18 protein-coding genes are annotated in these 23,224 nt (G+C 57.3%); 12 read left to right on the forward strand and 6 right to left on the reverse strand.

Translation table 11 applies throughout. The features are described 5' to 3' along the window. Positions 1–16 precede the first annotated feature (16 nt). Positions 17–259, reverse strand: coding sequence for a hypothetical protein (locus WMO45_RS04825; protein ID WP_349139437.1), 243 nt, complete (start codon positions 257–259; stop codon positions 17–19). A 17-nt stretch (positions 260–276) separates the two neighbouring features. Further along, on the reverse strand, positions 277–5,103 hold the full coding sequence (locus WMO45_RS04830; RefSeq protein WP_349139438.1) for a beta-N-acetylhexosaminidase: 4,827 nt from the start codon (positions 5,101–5,103) through the stop codon (positions 277–279). Between the two features lie 411 nt (positions 5,104–5,514). Here WMO45_RS04830 and WMO45_RS04835 point away from each other — a divergent pair, with 411 nt between their 5' ends. Then, entirely contained in the window at positions 5,515–7,800 is a 2,286-nt protein-coding gene (locus WMO45_RS04835) for an S-layer homology domain-containing protein (RefSeq protein ID WP_349139439.1), read from the forward strand. A 32-nt stretch (positions 7,801–7,832) separates the two neighbouring features. Here WMO45_RS04835 and WMO45_RS04840 read toward each other — a convergent pair whose 3' ends face one another. From WMO45_RS04840 to WMO45_RS04850, 3 genes are all read right to left on the reverse strand, one after another. Then, positions 7,833–9,359 (reverse strand): recombinase family protein, encoded by a 1,527-nt coding sequence (locus tag WMO45_RS04840; protein ID WP_349139440.1) that lies wholly within the window; start codon positions 9,357–9,359, stop codon positions 7,833–7,835. Positions 9,360–9,499: 140 nt separating this feature from the next. Continuing rightward, positions 9,500–10,288, reverse strand: a complete 789-nt coding sequence (locus tag WMO45_RS04845) for a dipicolinate synthase subunit DpsA (RefSeq protein ID WP_349139441.1) — start codon at positions 10,286–10,288, stop codon at positions 9,500–9,502. A 104-nt stretch (positions 10,289–10,392) separates the two neighbouring features. Beyond that, positions 10,393–11,271, reverse strand: coding sequence for an aldose 1-epimerase family protein (locus WMO45_RS04850; RefSeq protein WP_349139442.1), 879 nt, complete (start codon positions 11,269–11,271; stop codon positions 10,393–10,395). A gap of 134 nt (positions 11,272–11,405) precedes the next feature. Here WMO45_RS04850 and WMO45_RS04855 point away from each other — a divergent pair, with 134 nt between their 5' ends. The 3 genes from WMO45_RS04855 to WMO45_RS04865 all read left to right on the forward strand — a co-directional run bounded on the left by WMO45_RS04855 (position 11,406) and on the right by WMO45_RS04865 (position 14,319). Further along, a complete protein-coding gene (locus WMO45_RS04855) occupies positions 11,406–12,200 on the forward strand; it encodes a TIGR04255 family protein (protein ID WP_349139443.1) in 795 nt (264 codons plus the stop codon). A gap of 73 nt (positions 12,201–12,273) precedes the next feature. Further along, complete coding sequence (locus WMO45_RS04860) at positions 12,274–12,783, forward strand: GNAT family N-acetyltransferase (protein WP_349139444.1); 510 nt, start codon at positions 12,274–12,276, stop codon at positions 12,781–12,783. 87 nt (positions 12,784–12,870) lie between these two features. Beyond that, positions 12,871–14,319, forward strand: coding sequence for a nicotinate phosphoribosyltransferase (locus WMO45_RS04865; RefSeq protein ID WP_349139445.1), 1,449 nt, complete (start codon positions 12,871–12,873; stop codon positions 14,317–14,319). A gap of 58 nt (positions 14,320–14,377) precedes the next feature. Here WMO45_RS04865 and WMO45_RS04870 read toward each other — a convergent pair whose 3' ends face one another. Continuing rightward, positions 14,378–14,701, reverse strand: a complete 324-nt coding sequence (locus tag WMO45_RS04870) for a helix-turn-helix domain-containing protein (RefSeq protein WP_349139446.1) — start codon at positions 14,699–14,701, stop codon at positions 14,378–14,380. 229 nt (positions 14,702–14,930) lie between these two features. On the opposite strand from WMO45_RS04870, the gene WMO45_RS04875 reads away from it, so the two are divergent. The 8 genes from WMO45_RS04875 to WMO45_RS04910 all read left to right on the forward strand — a co-directional run bounded on the left by WMO45_RS04875 (position 14,931) and on the right by WMO45_RS04910 (position 23,219). Further along, positions 14,931–15,131: an alpha/beta-type small acid-soluble spore protein gene (locus tag WMO45_RS04875; RefSeq protein WP_349139447.1), complete on the forward strand. Its 201-nt coding sequence runs from the start codon at positions 14,931–14,933 to the stop codon at positions 15,129–15,131. 146 nt (positions 15,132–15,277) lie between these two features. Next, positions 15,278–16,042: an IclR family transcriptional regulator gene (locus tag WMO45_RS04880; protein WP_349139448.1), complete on the forward strand. Its 765-nt coding sequence runs from the start codon at positions 15,278–15,280 to the stop codon at positions 16,040–16,042. A 171-nt stretch (positions 16,043–16,213) separates the two neighbouring features. Further along, the gene (locus WMO45_RS04885) at positions 16,214–17,581 is read left to right on the forward strand and encodes an amidohydrolase family protein (protein WP_349139449.1); all 1,368 of its coding nucleotides are present in this window, start codon (positions 16,214–16,216) and stop codon (positions 17,579–17,581) included. A 49-nt stretch (positions 17,582–17,630) separates the two neighbouring features. After that, positions 17,631–19,025, forward strand: coding sequence for a YfcC family protein (locus tag WMO45_RS04890; protein WP_349139450.1), 1,395 nt, complete (start codon positions 17,631–17,633; stop codon positions 19,023–19,025). A 16-nt stretch (positions 19,026–19,041) separates the two neighbouring features. Further along, positions 19,042–20,199: a M20 family metallopeptidase gene (locus WMO45_RS04895; protein ID WP_349139451.1), complete on the forward strand. Its 1,158-nt coding sequence runs from the start codon at positions 19,042–19,044 to the stop codon at positions 20,197–20,199. Between the two features lie 133 nt (positions 20,200–20,332). Beyond that, on the forward strand, positions 20,333–20,908 hold the full coding sequence (locus WMO45_RS04900) for an inorganic diphosphatase (protein WP_349139452.1): 576 nt from the start codon (positions 20,333–20,335) through the stop codon (positions 20,906–20,908). A gap of 101 nt (positions 20,909–21,009) precedes the next feature. Next, on the forward strand, positions 21,010–22,179 hold the full coding sequence (gene glf, locus WMO45_RS04905; protein WP_349139453.1) for a UDP-galactopyranose mutase: 1,170 nt from the start codon (positions 21,010–21,012) through the stop codon (positions 22,177–22,179). Between the two features lie 11 nt (positions 22,180–22,190). Continuing rightward, positions 22,191–23,219 (forward strand): glycosyltransferase family 2 protein, encoded by a 1,029-nt coding sequence (locus WMO45_RS04910; protein WP_349139454.1) that lies wholly within the window; start codon positions 22,191–22,193, stop codon positions 23,217–23,219. Positions 23,220–23,224 lie beyond the last annotated feature (5 nt).

The following is a 23,224-nucleotide window of genomic DNA, read 5'->3' on the forward strand; positions in this document are numbered from 1 at the left end:
CTCTGTCAATCACCGATCAGGACGCGTAAACGCTGTTACTCTCCATGGGTACATGATAGCACAGACCATACGTGCCATCCGTATACACCTTAAATCCGCACGCACTGTTGCCGTCAACAAAAAGTTTACCAATTCCCGGAATGTTATAACCGCACATATTACGATTATGACCGGCCGAGTGTCCGCAACCATTGGCAATGTTGGCCGTCAATTCAAAGTCCTCAAAGATGATTTGGGGCTTGCAATATGTTTTTTTCATGGTGCAGTCCCCCTTTCTCACTTAGAAGTCAGTTTCAGCGTGGTCAGCGCGATGCGGGTGTCGCCGGTGTTGGTAATGGTCACCGTATTGCCCACGCCGTTGGTAATCTCATAGTACTGGTCGGTACCGCCCTTGACCTGGATCGGCTTACCGTCCACTGCGATCGTACCTTCGCTGCCCTCCATCACCCGGGCGCCGATCTGGGCGTTCTTTCCGGCAGCGTCACTCAGGGTAAGCGTGACGCTCTGACCCTTGGAGAGGTAGATCTCGTGGTTGGGGCCGTAGTTCTGATAGGTATCCTTGTCCGCAGCGGGGTTGCCATCAATAAAGGTGCCGCTGGCAAAACTCTCAACCTGCTTGCTCAGATCCACAAAGGTGGGGCTGGCCTCGCCGTCGCCGGCATACACACTACCAATGTTCAGCGGGTTGTAGACCCGGATGGCATCCAGGGAGAAGGTGAAGGAAGTCTTGCCCGCCACATCAAAGAGATTGCTGTAGAAGGGCTTGACCGTCACCTCATAGGTGCCATAGGCCAGGCCGTCTACCTTGATCACAGGCACCTGATAGATCGCATCCGTGCTGGACAGATTGACTTTCCACTGCCCATTGGCATAGGTGTAGCCGTAATAACCGTTGACCAGATAAGCCTTTACCTCCTGGGCGTTGCTGATATCCTTTACCTCCACCAGGACGGTGCCGGAGGCGCTGTCGGTGTGGCTGATGATATCCACTCCGGTGCCGGTGAATGTGAACGTCGCGGTGGGCCAATTGGCACCGTTGCTATCGCTTACCACCACCTGCTTGGCCGCGCCATTGCTCCACGTCACCTGGTTGGTATTGTAGTGCTGGTCGCTGCCGTAGGCGGAGGAGCTGCCCAGCCGCTCGGTCTGCTGGCTGCCGCCCAAAGACGAGCCCGCATCCTTCCAGTCGCCGTTGTAGTTCACAAAGTTCTGATCCTCAGCCTCGTAGTACACTGTGCTGGCGGGATAGACATCGAACGTACTCTGAATGGTGTTTTCACCCTGCTCCGCATTTGTCGTCACCAAGACCGAGCAGCTAACTGCCGCGCCCTGCTGCATGCTGGGGAACTGGAACTTCAGAGTGCCGCTGGTGGAATCCCAAGACAGTCCACGGCCAGTGGGCGTAACGCGTATGATATCACTGGCCGGAACATTGATACCGATATCCGACAGCTTGATTTGCATGGGCAGGCCGTAGTCCGCCACAAACGTATACTCGCTGGCAGCAAAGGTATAGTAGAGATTCAGGACCGTGCCATTCTCACCGCTGACCTCTGCCCGCACCAAGGTATAGTCTCTGTACCGGTACGCCGCAGGCATACCAGGGATTGTCTCCAACAGAGGATTGATACGCAGTTCATTGTTGTAGTCATTGAGGACCGTAGCCTGAGACTGGCCAGCAAACTCGCCGCTTGTCTCCGTCACCAGCTGGTTTCCGCTCAGGAACGGTTTGCCATTGTAGCCATTGCCCGCAAAGGACTGGGGATTCACTGCATTGATACCCATGGAGTAGAACGGAGTGCCGCTTCCCTCCGTCAGGTAGTTGATGGTCAGGTTGGCATTTACCGGGCGGATGTAATACCGCACCAGCATACCGTGCTGGTTATAGATCTCCAGACCGGGGACGATCGCATCCCCGCCTACCTTAAAGTCCTCATGCTGCTTACTGGGATCGCTGAACTCACCCAGGTCCGCCTCATTGTCCACCCAGATAACCTTTTCCGTACCATTGTAGCTGTAGCTCCGCACAGTGTTAGCCTTGCTGCCAATGGTCTCACTGGCTCTGTCACTGCTGGGGGTCAGGGTGATCATGTATACCTCATAATCATCCGTTTCCACCGCACGGATCATGCCAATATCACGGTAATAACTGCGCGCACTGTAATCGTAATGCACGGTATTCGTATCTTTGGGGTCGCAGTGGAAGGCGATGGTCTTATCCATCGGGAAAGCATCCGGGATCTGCTCGCCATTTTCGTAGACGACCGCATAATCCACAAAAACGAAATTACTCTGATCATAGCTGGTGGCCGGAACAACGCCCCAGTCCACCACCTGCGTGGTGACTTCCTTGGTCACATCGGTCACCTGCAGATAGTAGGCCACAACCTGATCTGTGGAAGCAATCGTCGTCCAATAGGTACGATCGGAAGAATACTGCCATGCACCGTCCCAATAGCGCAGATAGGTAAAATCACTGCCCTGCTGGGTCTTATCTCCGCTATTCTCCGTCTGATGATTGTTGCGGTCCAGTACGGTACCCTTCCAGAAGGCCATCGGGTTAGAATTGTAGGAACCAGTCGCGGGGACCAACTCACTGAACAGCACGCCCTCTTCCGTGTGGACGTCGTCAGCAGGAATCTCCATACTAATCGATCCGTTTGCAGTCACCGACCGGTTGGTGATCCAGAACTCCACCTTCTTAGGCTCAGCATTGATGGACTCCCGATACCGGAACGTTACCGTTGCTGCATTATCGGTCGTCACCATTACCGTGGCCGGATTGGGATACTCCGGATCATTGCGGACCACTGCATAATCCGGGAACTCAGGCGCGGAAACCGACTGCGCACCCGCAGGCAGCTGGACCATCGTGGTCCCGATGGGCTTACCCTCCTGGTCGATCCCATGGATGGTCACCGTGTAGGTGGGCTCTGCCGATTCATAGAGGTAGAGGGTGCTTCTATCCTCACTGCCAGAAAAGCTCTTTCCATCACTGGTCAGATATGCGGTCGTACTACGATTTCCATCCCACACAGTCGTGTAGATATTACCGCTGCCATTGGTCGGCACCGTAAAATTCGCGGCATTGCTTCCGTCAAAATGGGCCGTTATCTCCCACCATGATACAATAAAACTCTGACGATCACCGCTCATACCAAGCTTCTGGCCATCGCCGTCGGTGATAGTCCAGCCGCTGCCGCTCTTATTAAAGGTCCACAGCAAATCGTCAGCGCTGTAGTCCCCGATGTTCAGCTTGCCGCTGCTCATGGTGAGCTGCTTGGCATTGCCGTCCTTGTCCATAGCATAGTAGCGGCTCCCGCTCTGATAGACCACCAGGTACTGCCCGCCATCCTTCACAGAGGTAGCCTGCTCATACTCGGTAGCAGCAGCGGCAGCGATGGCCATAACGCCGCCCACGGAGAAGTGAGGCATTTCAAAGGTATAGGTATCGCCGCTGCGGGTGCCCTTCACCGGAGTGGGGGTGCCATTCTCCATGACAAAACCGGTCAGCTGCTCGTCGGAATAGCCCTGCATATTCTCCGGCAGGGGGATGCTCACCTGGGCGGAACCGGTATAGGCCTCGCCGTTGGCCCGGGTAGGCTGCATCTCATAGGCCACATAATCCTGGCCGCTCAGCGCCTCAACCGTGGTATTTTCCACCGTCATGCCGGTCACACCGGAAGCGGTAACGCTCACACCAGTCTGGCCATCCCGCACGGGAACGGTCAGCGCGGAGGCAAAGCCCTCCAGATAGGGCTGTACACCGCTGAGTACCTCTTCCTCAGTCTGGGCATTCGGGTAATCACTCCAGATGCAGAACATGGCGCCGGCAGGGCCATAGACCGTGCTGCCGCCGGAGAAGGACTCCGGATCAAAGTCAGAGGCCTGGATGGTACCGTCGGTCATGCTGCTGCGCCCGCCCAGGATGTAATAGTAGTCGCCGTGGGTATTGATAAGGGTAAAGCCGGCATCTGCCAACTCCTCCGCGGAGGCCACATCATAGCTGCCCCAGCCACCGGTCCAGTAGCAGACCTGGATACTGGAATCCACACCGCTCTGACCGCCATAATTGATGCCATCGTTGAAGGCACGGACAGTGTAACCCATGTCCTGGAGCTTTGCGGTCAGTTCATTGATATAGCTAACAAAGAAAGAATACTTACCCTCGCGTACCAGATGACCGAAGCCCATGCCAGGCTCATACCGATAAATATCGTTGGCAAACTCATCCGCGCCGATGTTGATGGTGTCGCAGCCCTGATCCATAAACCACTGGGCATACTTCTCCACCACAGCCATACCGAAGGCACGGGCATCGTCGTCGGTGATGTCCAGAGAGTTGCTGCCGTTATAGCTGTACTCCGGGAACGCATCCAGAATGGCGCCCATGTGACCCGGGGTGTTGAGCAGGGGGACGATCTCGATGCCGTTCTCTCCCGCATAGGCGATGATATCCAGCATCTCATCCTCGGTGATGTACTGTCCCTGGCTGGGCAAAGCCGCGCTCAGGTCTTTCGTCACGTCGGTGGACACATTGATATATTCAAACTCCAGCTCGTTGGTGCTGCCCACCGGCTGGTCCAGCTGCTCCACTTCCTCAACCACAGCCTGAAGCGTCTGGTCCGCGTCAGTGGCAGGGGTCGCTTCAGCTTTCGGAGTAGTGTTGGAGTCGGCAGGGACCGTACTGGGCTCTGCAGAAGGTTCCTCCGTCGCCGCAGGTGTAGAAACGGCGCCAGACTCGACCGCCGCGGGAGTTTCCTCCTCGGGCTGGTTGTCCTCCACCAGCACCTGCGTCTGCTCTGTCACCGTATAAGTAACGTCCATATCATCCAGGGCAAAGCGGAACTGGCCCTTCTCATTATTGGAAATATCCAGCTCCAACTGGTTATATCCCAGCTCTGCCATTTCATCGATCAGTGCCTTGATGGCCGTGGGGCTATAATACTTCCGCCCCATATCCAGATGCACGATCCGGTCAAACTCTGTCGTCGATTCGGACGACTGCGACACGGCGCCCACAGGCGCCAGCCCCAGCAGCATAACTACGCACAGCAACGCAGCCAGCAGCCGACTGGAACCTTTCCGTACTGCAGTCCTCATGTTGTTTCCTCCCTTGTCTCATATTGCGTAGGATTACCGGGCCCCCCGGCAGGATTTACTTCGGCTCTCTGGGTCTTTGATGCTATTGATGCTATAGTTCATCCATTTTTGTCAAGTATAGCATAGAGGGCTGGTAAATTCAAGAAGCCTCTCCGACTATTTTTGCATATTTTTCTTTCTTCCTTCCCTTTTTGGGAAAAAGCTTCCGCATTTTTCGTACTTTTTATCATATGTTAATATTAGGCCCTTACTCGGCCACTTTTGGAAAATTTCCGCAGTTATTCCGGATTTTTTGTTGCTGTTTTTTGCGGCCTATGCTATAATTTCACATATGTTAGCAGGCGGCGCGACGGCTACTTCTTTTTGTAGCTGAGCGCCATTTTATGCAAACTGCAAACGGAGGTATGATCCATGCGTATGCGCAAACTTTTGGCCGCCGGTCTGGCCGTGGTTATGACGGCCGGTCTGCTCCCGGCCGCACTGGCCGCGCCGGCCACCGTCCACAACGAGGACGCCAAGGTCTATAGCGGCGGTATCCGCCTCAACAAGACCGCTGGAGATCTTAACAGCAGCAACGAGACTGTGATCAGCCTATCGGTGGAAGCTCCTGTCCGCTCCACCCCCGTGGCTGTGGAGTTTGTACTCGACGCTACCAGCAGTCTGTTTTCCTCCGGTGACACCACTCTGATCCAGCAGTGGGCACAGGAGATCCAGGATACCATGGCCGACAAGAATGTCTCTGTGGGCGTCACTGTCTTCGGCAATACCGCTGAGACCCTTTATCCCATGTCCCCTCTGACGTCCGACTCCAGCTTTGATCTGGATCCGGTGGACGTATTGCTGTGGAGCACCACGCAAAGCGGCACCAACGTCCAGGCTGGTATCCGCACCGGTCTGGCGGACCTCAATACCGCTACTGCCGACCCGTCCAACCGTGTTCTCGTCCTGATCACCGACGGCGGCAGCTTCTGGCGTCTGGACAACAGCGGCAGCGCTGTGAACGACACCTACAACGGAACGGCTCTTGGCAATGCGGATGCCGCTGAGCTGGCCATCCGGGGGCAGGGAAGCGAGCTGGCTTCCTCCTTCGACGCGCTGATGCAGGCTGACAATATGCAGTCCGGCGCGGTGGCCTATACCTCCACCGCGGTGGAACCGCTGAGCGATGTGCTGGACCAGATCGTGGCCGCCGGCGCCTATACCAACTTTGAAAAGGGCATTTACTATGCCGCTCAGGAGCTGGATCGTGCCGCCGACAGCGTCAAAGTGGTCACTGTGGGCTATCCATATTATGCCGACGATGCGGACATGGCTTCCCTGACCACGCTGGCCCGCGGTTTCTATGACTACGCCGCCGGTCTGGGCACGGGCTTCTGGTGTGATTCGCTGGAGGAGACCTCCTCTCGCCTGGGCGAGATCATGGACACCATTTATGGTGAAGCCGTTGATGTGGTCATTCCCAAAGGCAGCGTCATCACCGACCAGATCGGTGAAGGCACTTCCCCCTTCGCCTATGACTTCGATGTGGTCACCGATCAGCAGTTTACCCTCTATGTGGAAGGTTACGGCGCTATGAGTGCCACTCTGGACGCCAATAACCAGATCACCTTCCAGGACGGCTCTACGCTGGTATACACCCCCGGCGACAATGGCCAGCAGGAACAGTTTACTCTTACCCTGGGTCAGGATATCACCCGCAGCCAGCACGTGGAACTTACTTATACCGCCAAATTGGCCTCCCGTGAGGCTTCCGAGGGCGACTTTGTCCTCTACCCCAACGTCTCCGCCTGGCTTACCCGTGCCAATCAGCCGGACGAGCAGTTGCTCTTCCCTGCCCCGTACTTTAACCTTTCCCTCACCGATGGCGGTGACGGAGGCAACAGCGGTGGCGGTGGCGGCGACATCGACATCACCGATCCCGACGTCCCCCTGGGCCCCCTGCCGGATCTGAATACGGACGATCACTTTGCCTACATCATCGGCCGTGACGACGGTCTGGTCCATCCTCTGGCAGAAATCAACCGCGCCGAGGTGGCCACCATCTTCTTCCGTATGCTCACCGATGACTCCCGCTCCTCCCTGTGGAGCAGTGAGAACCCCTATCAGGATGTGGACGCCAGCGCTTGGTACAACAACGCTGTTTCCACCCTCACCAACGGCAGCATCATTACCGGTAAGCCTGGCAATGTATTTGATCCCAACGCCTCTATCACCCGTGCTGAGTTTGCCACCATCGCAGTGCGTTTCTTCGGCGGCAGCTATGACGGTGAGGATCAGTTCAGCGACATTGCCGGCCACTGGGCCAATCAGTACATCAACCGTGCGGCGGTACTGGGTCTCATCAACGGCCGCGGCGACGGTACCTTTGATCCCGACGCCCCCATCACCCGTGCCGAGGCTATGGCCATTGTCAACCGTACGCTGGGCCGCAAGCCGGTTGCCGATCATCTGCTCAGCGATATGATCACCTGGCCGGACAACCAGGATACTTCCACCTGGTACTATGCCGACGTGCAGGAGGCCACCAACTCCCACGACTTTGAGGTCATCGAGGTCAACGGCGAGCAGGTGGAATCCTGGACCGAACTGCTTCCGGTGCGCGACTGGGCTGCCCTGGAGCATGAGTGGTCCAGCGCCAACTCCTCCACGAACCCCGGCGACGTGATGCCCGAGGTCACTCCGGACACCGCAGCCTGATTTCCAACTGCATTTAAAAGCGGGCGGCGCCACTAGGCGCCGCCCGCTTTTCTTGTCTCCACTGTTTTCACCGGTTCAGCAAAGCGGAAATACAGTTTTACACGTTTGTCCGCATGAACCTCCACCCGCTCGACCAACGCCAACAGCACCGGCCGTGTCAACTCCTCAAAACGCAGCAAATGCTCTACCCGCTTCTCCCAGTCTGCCTCATCTGCCTTCTGCTGTTCCAAGGCCGCCAGGCGAGCCTGTGCCGCCCGGCGTTTGTCCCGGTTGGCCTGAAACAATTCCGCAAACTCCTCTTCCTCCAGCACTCCGGAGAGCCTATCCTGGTACAGGCTGTCCGCTGCCCGGCGGCATCGCTCCACTTCCCGTTCCAGTGCCCGGCGCTGCTGGCCCCCTCCACTGTGTTTTGCGGCGGCTGTAGCCGCCGCCAGCTCTGTCCCGTTCAACCCTGCTCCCAGTTCGGCCAACCGGACACGGATGCCCTCCAGTACCGCGTCCTCTCGCACCCGGTGAGCGGTACACAGTCCCAGCCGCCCGGAACGGCGGTATCCCTGGCAGACCATATATGTACGTGTCGGGCTTTCCCTCACGTAGGTCATGGGGGAACCGCAGTCGGCACAGAAGGCCAGCCCCGTCAGCAGGTGTCCCGTTCCTTCCCCCGCCCGGTACCCCCGCACTGCCAGCAGCTGCTGCACCTGCCGGAACTGGGTGGGAGGAATCAGCGGTTCATGGGTCTGGCAGACAGTGACCCATTGCTCCCGGGGACGCGCCCGCCGCTGGCGAAGCTTGTAGCTGATCTTCTCGCTCCATCCCTGCGTGAGATCCCCGGCATAGGTGGGATTGGTGAGAATACGCCGGACGGTGGTATCGCTCCACACGCCCGGAAAGCGGCCCTCACCGCTTCCGCGGCACTGCGCCGGGGTAGGTACCCCGCGCTCCGTCAGGCGCTTCGCCGTACCCAGCACCGACTGGCAGCCTAAATAAGTCTCAAATACCGCCCGAGCGATCCAGGCTGTCCCTGGATCCGGACACAGGCGTCCCTTTTCCTTTGGATCCTTAGCATAGCCCAGCGGCGGCGACGCGCCAATGAACCAGCCGCCCCGCCGCCGCACATCCAGCGCCGCGCGTACTTTTCGGGAGATATCCGCTGTATAGAAATCGTTGGCCGCCGCCAGAAAAGGTAAGGCAATGCCCGAGGTGTTGGCAGCAGTATCAAATCCTTCTGCCACGGCAATATAGCGCACCCCATGGAGCGGGAAATAGCATTGGTAATAATAGATGGTCCCGCTCTGGTCCCTCCCCAGCCGGGACAGATCCTTGGTCATGACCAGATTGATATAGCCGGCTTCAATATCCTCCAGCATCTGCCGGAAGGCCGGGCGCTCAAAATGCGTACCGCTGTAACCGTCGTCAGCATACACCCGGGCCACCGGCCAATCCCGCTCCTCAGCGTAACGCCGGAGGAACGCCTCCTGATTGGCAATACTCATGGACAGCTCCCCCTCCCCCTCATCCTCACGGGACAGGCGGAGGTAGAGGCCTACCCGCGGCGCCACGGATGGCTGTCTCCCTGGGCCAGTTGCTCCAGCAACGTTTTTATCTGTTCGTACAGACTGGGCCCTTCCTCCTGAAAACAGACACTTATGCTGCATTCCCGTGCCATACGATCCCCTCCTTTGGTGTGTTCCTCCCCATCTTATCCGCTGTGGAGGATCAATATGACACTCTTTTCCCGTCCCTTTCCTCCATCCGCCCCGCCTGGCTTTGAGGCCAGATCGATCACCAGGCATCCTTCCTTCAGATCCCGCAGCTCCTCCTGTCCCAGTACCTGGGCCGGGACGGTGTTGATCACCAGGTCGTAGCTGCACAGCCACCCCTGCAGCTGACCGGTATGCTCCACTCCGTAGCCGCAGCTCTCGATCCAGGCCAGGTCGGCATAGCTGCGGGCCGCCAGGCTTAACTTCGCCCCCAGACCAGCCAGACGCCAGGCCAGCGCCCGCCCCAGCCGTCCGCAGCCGATAACCAGCACACGGGCCCCGTGGATGGTGATGGGCAGCTCCTCCATGGCAATCTGGATGGCCCCTTCCGCCGTAGGCACCGCATTTGCCACCGCCAGTTCCTCCCGGGCAAAGTAGTCATACAGCTGCAGTCCCCTGCTTTTGGCCAGCTCCTCTACCTCGGGCGTCACCCGCCCGGCACAGACCACCTGGCCGGGGCGCAGGGCATCCAGCACCTGCGTCAGGGGATGCTCCTCCTCTGCCAAAGGCGCGTGGAGCGCGGCGCCATCGGCCACCGGCAGAGGCAGGATTACACAGTCCGCCAGAGCAGCCTGGGACAGCGTGCGCTCTGCCATTACCCCATCCAGGGGTCCCATGCGCTCCAGGGCATAGCTATGTACGGTGTGACCGTCCGCAGCCAGCAGTTCGGCCAGCTTTGCCTGGCGCATATCGCCTCCGGCCACCCACAGATTCAGTTCATGCCGCACGGCATGCGCCTCCCTTCATGTGACTAATCCATGCTATTCCGCAGACATTGGAGAGGTGCAAAAACGGCGGGCGGCCCAGGGCCGTCCGCCGTTTATCCATCTTTTTATAGGGTCTCCACCCAGTAGCGCATGGTGCGCTCCTCGCCGGGCTCCAGGAGAATACAGTAGGCCTTATCCCGAAATTGCGGTCCTTCTCCCGCTACCGGCGGCAAACCGTGCCAGGGCTCGATGCACAGATACGGAGCCCGCTTGCCCGGCACCGACCACAGCGCCAGCACTGGAAAATCATCAAAGTGCATCCGTACTCCCCGTCCGCTCGTTCCGCTATGCAGGCACACCCATTTGGAGCGCAGACCGGTAAAAATCAGCGTGTCCATCTCATCAAAATAGTGATAGCTCAGTTCCAGCCGGTTTGTACCCTCCAGACAGGGACGGATACGCGTCCGGTCCAGAAGCCCCTCCACCGGCACCAGGGTGGGACAATCCTCACGCTGCTCAAATTCGATGGCGTAATCCTCAAACCGTTCCCCTGCCGCCAGCGGGCAGCGGAATGCGGTATGGCCCCCCAGACAGAAGGGCATGGTCCGCGGGCCGGTGTTGCACACTGTGATGGCGGTGGAAAATCCTTTTTCCTCCAGCTTTTGCAGCACCTGCAGCCGGAAAGGGAAAGGATACTGCTCCAGTGTCCGGGCATTCTCCCGCAGCTCCAACCGGGCCCAATCAGGTCCGGTTTCGGTTACGGTAAATTCCTGCCGGCGGGCAAAGCCGTGGCGGGCCATGGTACAAATCTGCCCATCCGCCAGCACATTTCCGTCCCGCAGCCCTCCCACAATGGGGAACAGCAGCGGATTGCGTCCAGACCAGTAGGCCGGGTCCCCTCCCCAAATATACTCCATCCCCTCTGCGTCCCGGTAAGACACCAGCTCTCCACCCAGGGTAGCGATTCGGGCACTGCAGCCGCCTCGCTTCAACTCCAGTTCCATCCACATCCCCTCCAATCAGATTTTTTTCTTTATTATACGGCTTCATTTTATTGCTTACAAGGGCGAAGTATTTGACATATGCGCCGTTCCGGGATACAATAATAACATTCACACAAAGGAAGGAGCAGCCGATCATGCTGTTTGGCCCATACGATCGTTATCAATACGCCCATCCCCCGCTGATGGAAGTCATCTGTCAGCTCCGCTTCCCCTCCATCCTCTCCATTGACGCCAATGAGCCCGCCGCGTTTCAGGAGGCCATCCGTCAGGAGTTCCCCCGCTACAGCGTCCACCGGGAGCAGCTGCCTCCCAAGGTGGTAAAAAAAGAAAACGGCACCGTGCTGGAGCCTCAGAAGCCCATCAACAACTATAGCTTTATCTCTGAAGACGGGCGCTGGAAGATTAACCTGACTCAGAACTTTATCGCCCTGTCCACCGTGGGGTACCAGCGCTGGGAGGACTTTGCCGCCCGGCTGGACCGTCCCCTGGCCCAGTTTATCCAGATCTATCAGCCCGCTTTTTTTGAGCGGCTGGGCCTGCGCTATCTCAACGCCATTTCCCGCCGCACACTGGGCCTGACCGATGCGCTGTGGGATGATCTGATCCAGACCAAGTACCTTGGCGTTCTGGGTGAGCCCGACGTGGAGGAGAGCGAGATTGCCAAATGCTCTGTGGATGTGGAAACTCCTCTGGTAGGCGGCTACCGGATGAAGATCCACGCCGGCCCCGGTGTGCTGGGCGGCGGACGCGTAAAAGACAACGAGGTCCGTTTCATCCTGGACAGCGATTTCTCCGCTACAGACAAGATCTCCGCCGAACAGGTGCCCGAGAAATTGGAGCGGATGCATCAGTACGCCGTTTGCCTGTTCCAGGGCGCCATTACCAAAGAACTGCACGAGGCCATGGGCCCCACTCCCATGGCGGAATAATCATACGACATTCTGTTCCGCCCGCTGGTCCTTCCGGCGGGCGGACTGTCATACCAGGAGGATATGAACCGCCATGTCAACCATCACCATTCGCCCTGCCCGCCACGATGAGCTGGACTCCATCTGGGCTCTGGTCCAGCGTGCCGTAGACGGCATGCACCGGCAGGGCAATCCCCAATGGGGAGAGGATTACCCCACCCGTTCCTTTTACGCCGGGGATCTGGAGCGCGGGGAACTTTTCGCCGCAGAGGCAGGCGGCATACTGGCCGGGGTAGCTTGCATCAACACCGCTCAAGCCCCTGAGTACGCTCCTATGCCCTGGACGACCGAGGACCATGCGGTGGTGATCCACCGCATGGCTGTTGACCCTGTTTTTCAGGGCCAGGGCGTAGGCCAGGCTCTCTTCGCCTTTGCCGAGGCACAGGCCCGCAGCCAGGGGGTGCGCGCCATGCGCATTGATACCTATTCTCTTAACCATCCCATGCAGGCTCTCATCCGAAAGATGGGCTTTACCCCGGTGGGACACATCCACCTCCACGGCCGTCCACTCGTTTATCCCTGTTTTGAAAAGGCCCTGCTGTAGGTGTTTGATTTTCTTGCTTTTTGGAAAAAATCAGCTTATAATAACCCGTAAATCACGGTTTAATACCGTTAAAGGTTGTGAGGCACCATGAAAGAACACATGAACTACACGCTGCTGTGCGATTTTTACGAATTGACCATGGGCAACGGCTATTTTCAGACTGAGGGATACGCCGACCAGATCTGCTATTTCGACGTCTTTTTCCGCAATGTACCTGACGGCGGCGGTTTTGCCATTGCCGCCGGACTGGAACAGGTCATCGACTACATCGAGCGGCTGCACTTTGATGAGGAGGACCTCGCCTACCTGCGGGGAAAGGGCTGCTTCTGCGAGGGATTTCTGGAGTATCTAAAGAACTTCCGGTTTACCGGAGACATGTGGGCCGTGCCCGAAGGCACTCCTATTTTCCCCGGTGAACCCATTCTCACCGTCCGGGCCCCCGCCATCCAGGCCCAGTTTATCGAAACCTTCCTGCTGCTCACCCTGAACCATCAATCCCTCATTGCCACCAAGACCAACCGCATTGTCCGGGCCGCCGACGGCCGTCCTGTGAGCGAATTCGGCTCCCGCCGAGCTCAGGGCCCCGACGCGGCCATTCTGGGCGCTCGCGCCTCCTACATCGCCGGGTGTGCCGGTACCGCCTGCACATTGGCCGATGAGGTCTATGGCTCCCCCGCCGGCGGCACCATGGCCCATTCCTGGGTGCAGATGTTCCCCGACGAATATACCGCCTTTAAGACCTATTGCCAGCTCTATCCCCACTCGGCTACCCTGCTGGTAGACACCTACAATGTGCTTAAATCTGGCGTGCCCAATGCCATCCGGGCTTTTCAGGAAGTTCTGCTGCCCCAGGGCATCACTACATGCGCCATCCGGCTGGATTCGGGCGACCTCACCTACCTGTCCCGGAAGGCCCGTCAGATGCTGGACGCCGCAGGACTCACCGAGTGTAAGATCGTGGCCTCCAATTCTCTGGACGAGTATATCATTCGGGATCTGATCCTTCAGGGCGCCAAAATCGATTCCTTTGGTGTGGGCGAACGGCTTATCACCTCCAAGAGTGAGCCTGTGTTTGGCGGCGTGTACAAACTGGCCGCCGTGGAGGACAAAGAGGGTCATATCATCCCCAAGATCAAAATCAGCGCCAATCCGGCCAAGATCACCAATCCTCACTTCAAGAAGGTCTATCGTCTGTTTGACAATGCTACCGGAAAGGCCTTTGCCGACTATATCACCCTCTACGATGAGGTGGTAGACGAGAGCCGCCCCCTGGAGCTCTTCGATCCGGCCGCCACCTGGAAGCGCAGTACCGTCACCAATTTTACCGCCAAGGAACTGCTCCGGCCCATCTTTTTGTCTGGTAAACGGGTCTATGATTCCCCGCCCATTGCTGAGATGCGTGCCTGGTGCGCAGGTCAGATCGATCTTCTTTGGGATGAGGTCAAGCGCTTTGAAAATCCGCACAACTACTATGTGGATCTGTCCCAGAAGCTCTGGGATATCAAGCAGGAACTTCTGCGCCGGGAAGGACGCTGACCTTCCAAACAACAAAAAGCGGACCGCGTCAATGACGCGGTCCGCTTTTTGTCTCTCTTCACATTTCACACAGCAGCCGGGCGATTTCCAACAGCAGACGGCGTCTGCGGCCGTCCAGGCGGTTTGATAGTTCCGACAGTTCCCGGTCCAAATAGTGCCTCTGTGCCACAGAGACCCCGCTTACCAGTTCGGACAGTTCGCACTCCAGACAGGTGGCCACCGCTGCCAGTGTATCCAAGCTGATTTTTGTTACGCCTCGCTCAATCTGACTGATATAGCCAACAGAAACGGAGAGCGCCTCCGCCAACCGCTCCTGTGTCAAGCCCCGGCTGCGTCGGATCTGCTTGATCCGCTGCCCAATGGCTGTATAATCCACATTCATCTGATCACCCGTTCCTAGTGTATCGGGAAACGGCGCCGGTATACAGATATAAAATGCTAAAGTTTGAGGTATTCCTTGCATTTTGTCCCAATTTGCCCAGCACAAATTTTACCGCTGGGCCGTCCATGGATTGGCAGCGGAATTGCCGCATAGAAAACGCCGCCGGGGCAAAGCTATGTTCGGATTCCCCAATCCAAACAAAACAACCAGTTAAGGAGATGCAAACACTATGACCAGTTCTAATAACCCTGTTGTCCCCAACGCTCGCGAGGCCCTGAACAAGTTTAAGATGGAAGCCGCTCAGCAGGTGGGCGTCAACCTGAAGCAGGGCTACAACGGTGATCTGACCAGCCGAGAGGCCGGCTCTGTGGGCGGCCAGATGGTCAAGAAGATGATTGAGGCCTACGAGAACGGTATGGGCGGCAAGTAACTCTTCTCCTTTCCCGGCGGGCGGACGGCTTTTGTCGTCCGCCCGCCTTTTTCCGTCTTCAGTTTACGTTCCGGACTTGCGGCTTTGTTTGCTAACGACTATAATAGGGGCAGAGCCGATCATCCTGAGACAAAGGAGTCGAACATATGGAGAGCGGACACCCGAATGCCATTGAAAAAGCCATACTGATCCTCAATCAGTTTGCCTCCGGTCCCAACACATATACCGCCAAGGAGTTGGCTGAGCAGCTGGATCTGAGTAAACCCACCGTGCACCGCATTCTGAACACGCTGGAGCAGGCCGATTACATTCAGCGTATGCCAGACGGCACCTACGGGGTAGGCTATAAGGCCTATCATCTGGGAATGAATTATGCCAACAGTACCGACCTTTTCCTGGAGATCCGGCGGGAGATTGATCACCTGGCCCGTTTGACCGGCGAGCAGGTTGGCTACGCGGTACGTAAGGGAAAGGATGTCGTCAGTCTATATGAGTCCCAGCTGCAGGATTCCCGCATCCGCTATCTCACCGGTGCCATTTACCCGGTCAACAGCGGTTGCTACGGCAAAACACTTATGGCGTATGCCGCCCCTCCCGAAGAGCTGCCCGCACTGGTCCGGTCTTTAAAGCTGGAGCCGGTCTCGCCCGGCGCGATTCTGGATCCCGAGCAGCTGCTGGCGGAATACCAGTCCATCCGCGCTCACGGGTATGCAGAAAGTGAAAATGAATTTCTGGATGGCACCTTGGGGCTGGGCGTGCCGGTGTTCAATCCCGACCGCACCATCCACGGCTGCATTGCCCTTGGTGCATTAAAAAGCCAATCATTTCTGGCAAAAAAAGATGCCTGTCTGCAGGAGTTGAAGCGGGGTGCCTGGAGACTGGAACAGGTGTTGGTCTGTTTTTCAAATTAACTGTTATTTTAGCCGGAGCGCGGGAGCGCTCCGGCTTTTTTGGTTATTTTGCCAGATAAAATGAATGAAAAATCGTTGACGGATGCCGTTGGCAGTGGTATACTTCCAACATCTATCAGTCCACGATATAAAATACGGTCCATATTGTGGACAAAGGAGGGATCCACGTTTATGTATGACCTGATCATCCAAGGCGGCAGCTATCCCGATTTCCGACGAAAACAGATGCTCCAGGGGGATATTGCTGTTAAGAACGGCCGTATTGCCGCTATCGGAGCCATTCGTGAGCCGGCAAAACAGGTCATTCAGGCCCAGGGCAGAGTGGTCTCTCCCGGTTTTCTGGACATTCACATGCACGAGGAGGACTTTAGCAAAGAAGGTGAGTGTTTTCAGATCGCAGAGCGCATGCTCAAAATGGGCGTGACCACCTGCGTGGGCGGAAACTGCGGGACCCAGCACCAGAGTGTAGCGCAGTTCCGGACCGTACTGGACCGTTTGGGTGGGGCACCCGTCAACTACCTGCTGCAGGCCGGGTACAACACCGCACGGCAGGCTCTGGGTCTGACCCACTATGAAACCGCTTCCCCCGAGCAAATCAAAACCCTCATTGCTCAGATGCAGCAGGAACTGGATTCCGGTGCCATTGGCATTTCCTTTGGACTGGAGTACGATCCGGGCATCTCTACGGAGGAGGTACTGCAGGTCGTGCAGGCCCTGCACCATCCGGATCTGTTTGTCTCTATGCACTACCGGGAGGACTCGGTGGGTGCGGAGGCGTCCATCCGGGAGATGATTGCCATCGCAGAAGCCATTGCCCCCAATCGCTTTCAGATTTCCCATCTGAGCAGCTGCTCAGCCATGGGGCAGATGGCACCGTCCCTGGCCCTCATCAACGAAGCCATGGCCCGCCTGCCTGGATTGGATTACGATACCTATCCCTACAGCGCCTTCTCCACCGGTATCGGGACTGCCGTATTTGACGATGGCTGCTTTGAGCACTGGGGAAAGGATTACAGCTCCATTCTCCTCACGGACGGCCCTCACAAAGGAGAATTCTGTACCAAGGAACTTTTTGAGCAGGTGCGGCGAGAAGATCCGGAACAGTACGTAGTAGCCATGGTGATGAATGAGGATGAGATCGCCGCCGCTCTCACCAATCCTACCGGCATGGTGGCCAGCGACGGAATCATCAGCAATGGCCATGGCCACCCCCGGGCAGCAGGCACCTTCCCCCGGGTGCTGGGCAAATACGTCCGGGAAGAGGGGAAGCTCTCTCTGCTGGAGGCTCTGCGCAAGATGACCCTGGCTCCTGCCGACCGGCTGCGGCTGTTCCACAAAGGCCGCATCGAGGTGGGCTGTGACGCGGATCTGACCGTGTTTGACCCCACTACGATCCAGGATGGGGCCACTTTTACCGACCTGGATGTGCCGGTAACCGGTATCGATCTGGTGGTAGTCAACGGGCACATCGCTCTGGAACGTGGCAGCATGATCTGCGGCCGGGCCGGGCGATTCCTGACCCTTCCTGAGCGCACCTAAACATTTTGTGTGTTGTGTACATTGTAAATTGTTGGGAGGTTATGATAGTATGGAACAGAAGAAGAGAAGATTGCAAGTTCCCCACGTTTATGTTCTATTGCTGGGCATCGTGCTGGTGTTCTGCATCCTCAGCTATATTATCCCCGCTGGTCAGTACGATCGTGTCGAAGTAGACGGCCGGGAGGTCGTGGATGCGGCGTCCTTTACCTTTGTGGATCAGACGCCCGTTGATCTGATGGGTTTTCTGACCTCAGTTCCCCGGGGCCTCGTTGAAAGCGCCCAGATCATCTTCTTTATCTTTATTGTGGGCGGCAGCATTTACGTGCTGCAGGAGACCGGCGCCATTGACGCCGCTCTCGGACGGCTCGCCAAGCGTTTTTCCGGTACCGAATTGCTCCTGATCCCCGTTATCATGTTTGTCTTTTCTCTGGGCGGATCGGTCATTGGTCTGGCAGAGGAAACCCTTCCCTTTATTCCCATCATGGTAAGCCTGGCCATCGCCATGGGGTTTGACTCCATGACAGGCACCGCCATTGTTTTGTGCGGCGCGGGAGCCGGCTTTGCCGGAGCCTTTATGAATCCCTTTACCGTCGGCGTGGCACAGGGGATCGCCGGACTGCCGATCTATTCCGGTCTGGGACTGCGCGTAGCTCTGTACATCGTGATGGTGACCGTGACGATCCTCTGGATCATGCGCTACGCCCGGAAGGTCAAGAAATCCCCCCAGCTTTCCTCCATGTACGCTGTGGACCAACAGCGGGAAGAAAAGCTGGAACTGGAGAATCTGCGCCCCTTCGGCAAGCGGGAAGTGTTTATCCTGCTGGTCTTTGCCGCTACAATTGTCCTGCTGGTCTGGGGCGTTCTGGCCCAGGGCTGGTACATGAATGAGATCGCCGCCCTCTTCCTGGCCATGGGTATCATTGTGGCACTTATTGGCGGCATGGGCTTCAATGGCTACGCCAATGCCCTTGGTGTTGGCATGGCCAACGTGGCCTCCGGCGCATTGGTCGTGGGCTTTGCCCGGGCTATCCTGGTGGTCATGACCGACAGCAACACGCTGGACACCATCCTCTATTGGGCCGCCAACCTGCTCAGCGCCCTGCCCGGTGCGATTACCGCTTTGGGTATGTACGTCTTCCAGTGCCTGCTCAACTTCCTGGTCCCCTCCGGCAGCGGGCAGGCCGCCGTCTCCATCCCCATTATGGCTCCTCTGGCTGATCTGGTAGGCGTCACCCGCCAAACCGCCTGCCTGGCTTTCCAGCTGGGTGACGGCATCTCCAATATTTTTACCCCCACTTCCGGCTACTTTATGGCCGGCCTGGCTCTGGCCCGGATCCCCTGGGCCAAGTGGGCCAAGTGGTTCCTCCCCCTGTTGTTTATCCAGTATGCGGTGGGCGCAGTGTTCGTCATCTTCGCCCAGCTGACCAATTACGGACCGTTCTGATCCAAGGAGGCACATCATGCAAGCACAGATCCAACAGACCGTAGCACAATACTTAGATGAGGCATTCGCTCTGGCCAAAGACCTCTACGAACACCCGGAACTGGGCGGGCAGGAGGTCCGCTCCTCCGCCGTACTGTGCGACGCGTTTGAGCGGCATGGTTTTGCTGTGGAGCGCTCATTTTCCGGTATTCCCACCGCCTTCCGGGCGGTGCGGGACAGCGGCGTTCCCGGCCCGGTCATCGGACTGTGCGCGGAGTATGACGCGCTGCCTGACGTAGGCCACGGCTGCGGTCACAACCTGATTTGTACCTCCGCGTTTCTGGCCGCGCTGGCCTTGGCCCCCGTCCTGGAAAAGACCGGCGGCCGGGTGGAGGTTTACGGCACCCCTGCCGAGGAGACCTCCGGCGCCAAGGTTCCGCTCACCGAAGCCGGCGCGTTTGACCATCTGTCTGTGGTCATGATGGCCCACCCTGCTCCTTTGGCAGAAAAAAGCGGTACTTCCGCCTGCTTGCTTCCCCGCCAGTATACGTTTCACGGCAAGGCCGCCCATGCCGCTGCCTGTCCGCAGGAGGGTGTCAATGCCCTCAATGCCGTCATCGAGCTGTTTAACGGCATCAACGCTATGCGCCAGCATGTGCCCCGCGACGTTCAGTTTCATGGCATCGTCAGCAACGGCGGTTCCGCCCCCAATGTGGTACCTGACCTGGCGCAGGCCCGCTTTTATATCCGCGCGGCTAAATTGAATACCGCCCGGATGGCAGTGGAACGGGTGGATCACATCGCTCAGGGTGCGGCCCTCATGACTGGGACCACCGTGGATATGGAGTCCTATGAGGTGGACTATTACGATCTTCAGACCAATGAGGCACTGTGCCGGGCCTTTATTGCCCACCAGCAGGCTATGGGCGACATTCTCTCTCCTCAAATCCACGACCATGGTTCCCTGGATCTGGGCAATGTGAGTCACGCCGCTCCCTGCGTCCATGGCTGGTTTGGCTTTGGAGATCCCACTTTGGTCCCGCATACGCTGGCTTTTGCTCAGCGTACCGTCACCGAGGACGGACGCCAGCTGCTCCGCAGGGCAGCCTGTACCATGGCGCTGACAGGCTATGATGTATTGACCCAACCCCAACTTCTGGCCGAGATCCGCAGGGAATTTGAAGCACAGAGCTGAGTCTTTTGCCGCCGCAGGCCTTCCTGCGGCGGCATTTTTTATCCAACAGGTCGTTTTGACCGGGTATCTGTTGTTTTTTTCCCAAAAGGCGGCTATAATGTGTGATACGAAACTGTTAGAAGGAGAATCCGATATGTCGAATATCTGGCACGATATTAATCCCAGTCGTATTCAGCCCGAGGATTTCATCGCCGTCATCGAGATTCCAAAGGGCAGCAAGAAGAAGTATGAGCTGGATAAAGAGACCGGCCTGATTATTCTGGACCGGGTGCTGCATACCTCCACTCACTATCCCGCCAACTACGGCTTTATCCCCCGCACCTACGGCGATGACGGAGACCCGCTGGATGTACTGGTCCTGTGCTCTGAGGAGATGGATCCGCTGACGCTGGTGCGCTGCTATCCCATTGGGTATATCTCCATGCTGGACGGCGGGAAGAACGATGAAAAGATCATCGCCATTCCTTTCTCCGACCCCACCTATAACAGCTTCCACGACCTGATGGATCTGCCTGCCCATATTTTCAATGAGATGTCCCACTTCTTCAGCGTATACAAATTCCTGGAGGGAAAGGAAACGGTATCTGGCGACGTAAACGGCCGGGCTGCGGCAGTAGAAGTCATCCAAAAGGCCATGGACCACTATGCTGAATGTTTCCTGGGCGGAGCAGTCCCACAGAGCGAGCCGCCCCGTACCTCCGACCGCTGAGACCGTTAATTTTAAAGAATTTTTAAGCCTTTTTTCGCCCTTTTTTACCTGCCCCTGTGGTAAGATAGGGCTTGCATTTTGAAAGAGAGGAACGATGATTCATGGACCATTCCTGTGACTGCCTGGTCATCGGCGCAGGTCTGGCCGGCTCCGTGGCAGCCCGCGAGCTGGCCGAGCGGGGCGGCCGGCGGGTTTTGGTGCTGGAGCGGAGGGAACACGTAGGTGGAAACGCCTACGATTGCTTCGATCCGGCCGGCGTGCTCATCCACCGATACGGCCCTCATATTTTCCACACCAACCACAAGCGGGTACACGACTATCTCTCCCGCTTTACCGCCTGGCGCAATTACCAGCATACCGTAGTAGCCAGTCTCCCGGCCGATAAGGGGCGCATGGAGATCCCGGTACCCTTCAACCTTATCTCCCTGCGCACGGCCTTTGGAGCCGAGTCTGCCCGGGAACTGACTAGCAAGCTGATCGCCGCCTATGGTGCAGAGAAAAAGGTCACCATTCTGGAGCTGCGTCAGAACTCCGATCCGGAGATCTCCGCTCTGGCCGACTATGTCTATCAGCATGTATTCCTGCGCTATACCATGAAACAGTGGGGCCAAACTCCGGAGGAAATCGACCCCAACACCACCGCCCGGGTACCGGTGTTCCTGTCAGAGGACTGCCGCTACTTCCAGGACGAGTACCAGGGTATGCCCCTGCAGGGCTATACCCCTTTGTTTGAGCGGATGCTGGACCATCCCAATATTACCGTGGAGCTGAATACCGACGCCTCCGCCCGGCTGCGCCTGGAGGACGGACAACTTCTGCTGGACGGCGCTCCCTTCTCCGGTACGGTGATCTACACCGGCGCGGCCGACGAGCTGTTCGGCTGCCGGTATGGCCGTCTGCCCTACCGTACGCTGGACTTTCGCTTTGAGACCCATCCTGTGGATTTCTGGCAGAGCCACGGGACGGTGAACTATACCATGGACCAGGACTATACCCGCATCACCGAGTTCAAGCACCTCACCGGGCAGGAGCTACCCGGCGTCACCACTATTATGAAGGAGTATTCCCGTGCCTACACCGGTGCCGACGGTGAAGTCCCCTATTATGCCATCATCAATGACGCCAACAACGCCCTCTATGCTCAGTATCGCGCCGAGGCAGACCGGTATCCCAACCTCCGTTTGCTGGGACGTTTGGCTGAGTACAAATACTACAACATGGATGCCATCGCCCTGCGGGCGCTGGAGCTGTGTGACGATCTGTTGAAATGAGGAATTTGCCCATGTCAAAGCTCATTACGTTCGCAGTACCTTGCTACAACTCCGCTGCCTATATGGACCACTGCATCCAGACCCTGCTTACCGGTGGAGAGGACATTGAGATCATTCTGGTGGATGACGGCTCTACTAAGGACGACACCCCTGCCATCTGTGACCGCTACGCCGCAGAATATCCTGACATCGTTCGTGCCATCCATCAGGAAAACGGCGGCCACGGCGAGGGGGTCAACCAGGGCCTGCGCAACGCCAGGGGACTGTACTACAAGGTGGTAGATTCAGACGACTGGCTGGATGAGGACGCCTTGGGAAAAGCCCTGGATAAGCTTCGGGAGTTTGCCGCCATGGAACAGCCGGTGGATCTGTTTATCGCCAACTACGTCTACGAGCACGTGGAAGACAACACCCAGAAGGTCATGCGCTACACCAACGTCTTCCCCCAGAACCGCATCTTTACCTGGAACGAGATCGGCCGCTTCCGTCCCTCCCAGTACCTGTTGATGCACAGCGTCATCTACCGCACTCAGATGCTGCGGGACTGCCATCTGGAACTGCCCAAGCACACCTTCTATGTAGACAATATTTTTGTCTATCAACCTCTGCCCTCCGTTAAGAGTATCTACTACATGGACATCGACCTGTATCGCTACTTCATCGGCCGGGCCGACCAGAGCGTCAACGAGAAGGTGATGGTCACCCGGGTAGACCAACAGGTGCGGGTTACCAAGCTGATGATCGAAAGCCACGCTATTACTGGTCTGTATTATACCCAGCGCAAGCTGGCCCAGTACATGGTCAACTACTTATCCATGATGATGACCATTTCCTCCATTTTTCTCATCATCGACGGTTCTCCGGAAGCTCTGGGCAAAAAGACCGAACTGTGGGAATTCCTTCGGGCCAACAACCCCAAGCTGTACCACAAGCTGAAATACCGCTCTTTGTCCATGGTCAGCAATATCCCCGGCTATCAGGGGCGCAAACTTTCGGTGCGGCTGTATCGACTGGCCCGCAAGATCTATAAATTCAATTAAAAAAA

It is taken from the genome of Flavonifractor hominis, assembly GCF_040095835.1.
Lineage (GTDB): Bacteria > Bacillota > Clostridia > Oscillospirales > Oscillospiraceae > Flavonifractor > Flavonifractor hominis.

Coding starts and splice junctions, on each gene's coding strand:
- WMO45_RS04825 (WP_349139437.1), bottom strand. CDS start 259: ATGAAAAAAACATATTGCAAGCCCCAAATCATCTTTGAGGACTTTGAA.
- WMO45_RS04830 (WP_349139438.1), bottom strand. CDS start 5,103: ATGAGGACTGCAGTACGGAAAGGTTCCAGTCGGCTGCTGGCTGCGTTG.
- WMO45_RS04835 (WP_349139439.1), top strand. CDS start 5,515: ATGCGTATGCGCAAACTTTTGGCCGCCGGTCTGGCCGTGGTTATGACG.
- WMO45_RS04850 (WP_349139442.1), bottom strand. CDS start 11,271: ATGGAACTGGAGTTGAAGCGAGGCGGCTGCAGTGCCCGAATCGCTACC.
- WMO45_RS04855 (WP_349139443.1), top strand. CDS start 11,406: ATGCTGTTTGGCCCATACGATCGTTATCAATACGCCCATCCCCCGCTG.
- WMO45_RS04860 (WP_349139444.1), top strand. CDS start 12,274: ATGTCAACCATCACCATTCGCCCTGCCCGCCACGATGAGCTGGACTCC.
- WMO45_RS04865 (WP_349139445.1), top strand. CDS start 12,871: ATGAAAGAACACATGAACTACACGCTGCTGTGCGATTTTTACGAATTG.
- WMO45_RS04870 (WP_349139446.1), bottom strand. CDS start 14,701: ATGAATGTGGATTATACAGCCATTGGGCAGCGGATCAAGCAGATCCGA.
- WMO45_RS04875 (WP_349139447.1), top strand. CDS start 14,931: ATGACCAGTTCTAATAACCCTGTTGTCCCCAACGCTCGCGAGGCCCTG.
- WMO45_RS04880 (WP_349139448.1), top strand. CDS start 15,278: ATGGAGAGCGGACACCCGAATGCCATTGAAAAAGCCATACTGATCCTC.
- WMO45_RS04885 (WP_349139449.1), top strand. CDS start 16,214: ATGTATGACCTGATCATCCAAGGCGGCAGCTATCCCGATTTCCGACGA.
- WMO45_RS04890 (WP_349139450.1), top strand. CDS start 17,631: ATGGAACAGAAGAAGAGAAGATTGCAAGTTCCCCACGTTTATGTTCTA.
- WMO45_RS04895 (WP_349139451.1), top strand. CDS start 19,042: ATGCAAGCACAGATCCAACAGACCGTAGCACAATACTTAGATGAGGCA.
- WMO45_RS04900 (WP_349139452.1), top strand. CDS start 20,333: ATGTCGAATATCTGGCACGATATTAATCCCAGTCGTATTCAGCCCGAG.
- glf (WP_349139453.1), top strand. CDS start 21,010: ATGGACCATTCCTGTGACTGCCTGGTCATCGGCGCAGGTCTGGCCGGC.
- WMO45_RS04910 (WP_349139454.1), top strand. CDS start 22,191: ATGTCAAAGCTCATTACGTTCGCAGTACCTTGCTACAACTCCGCTGCC.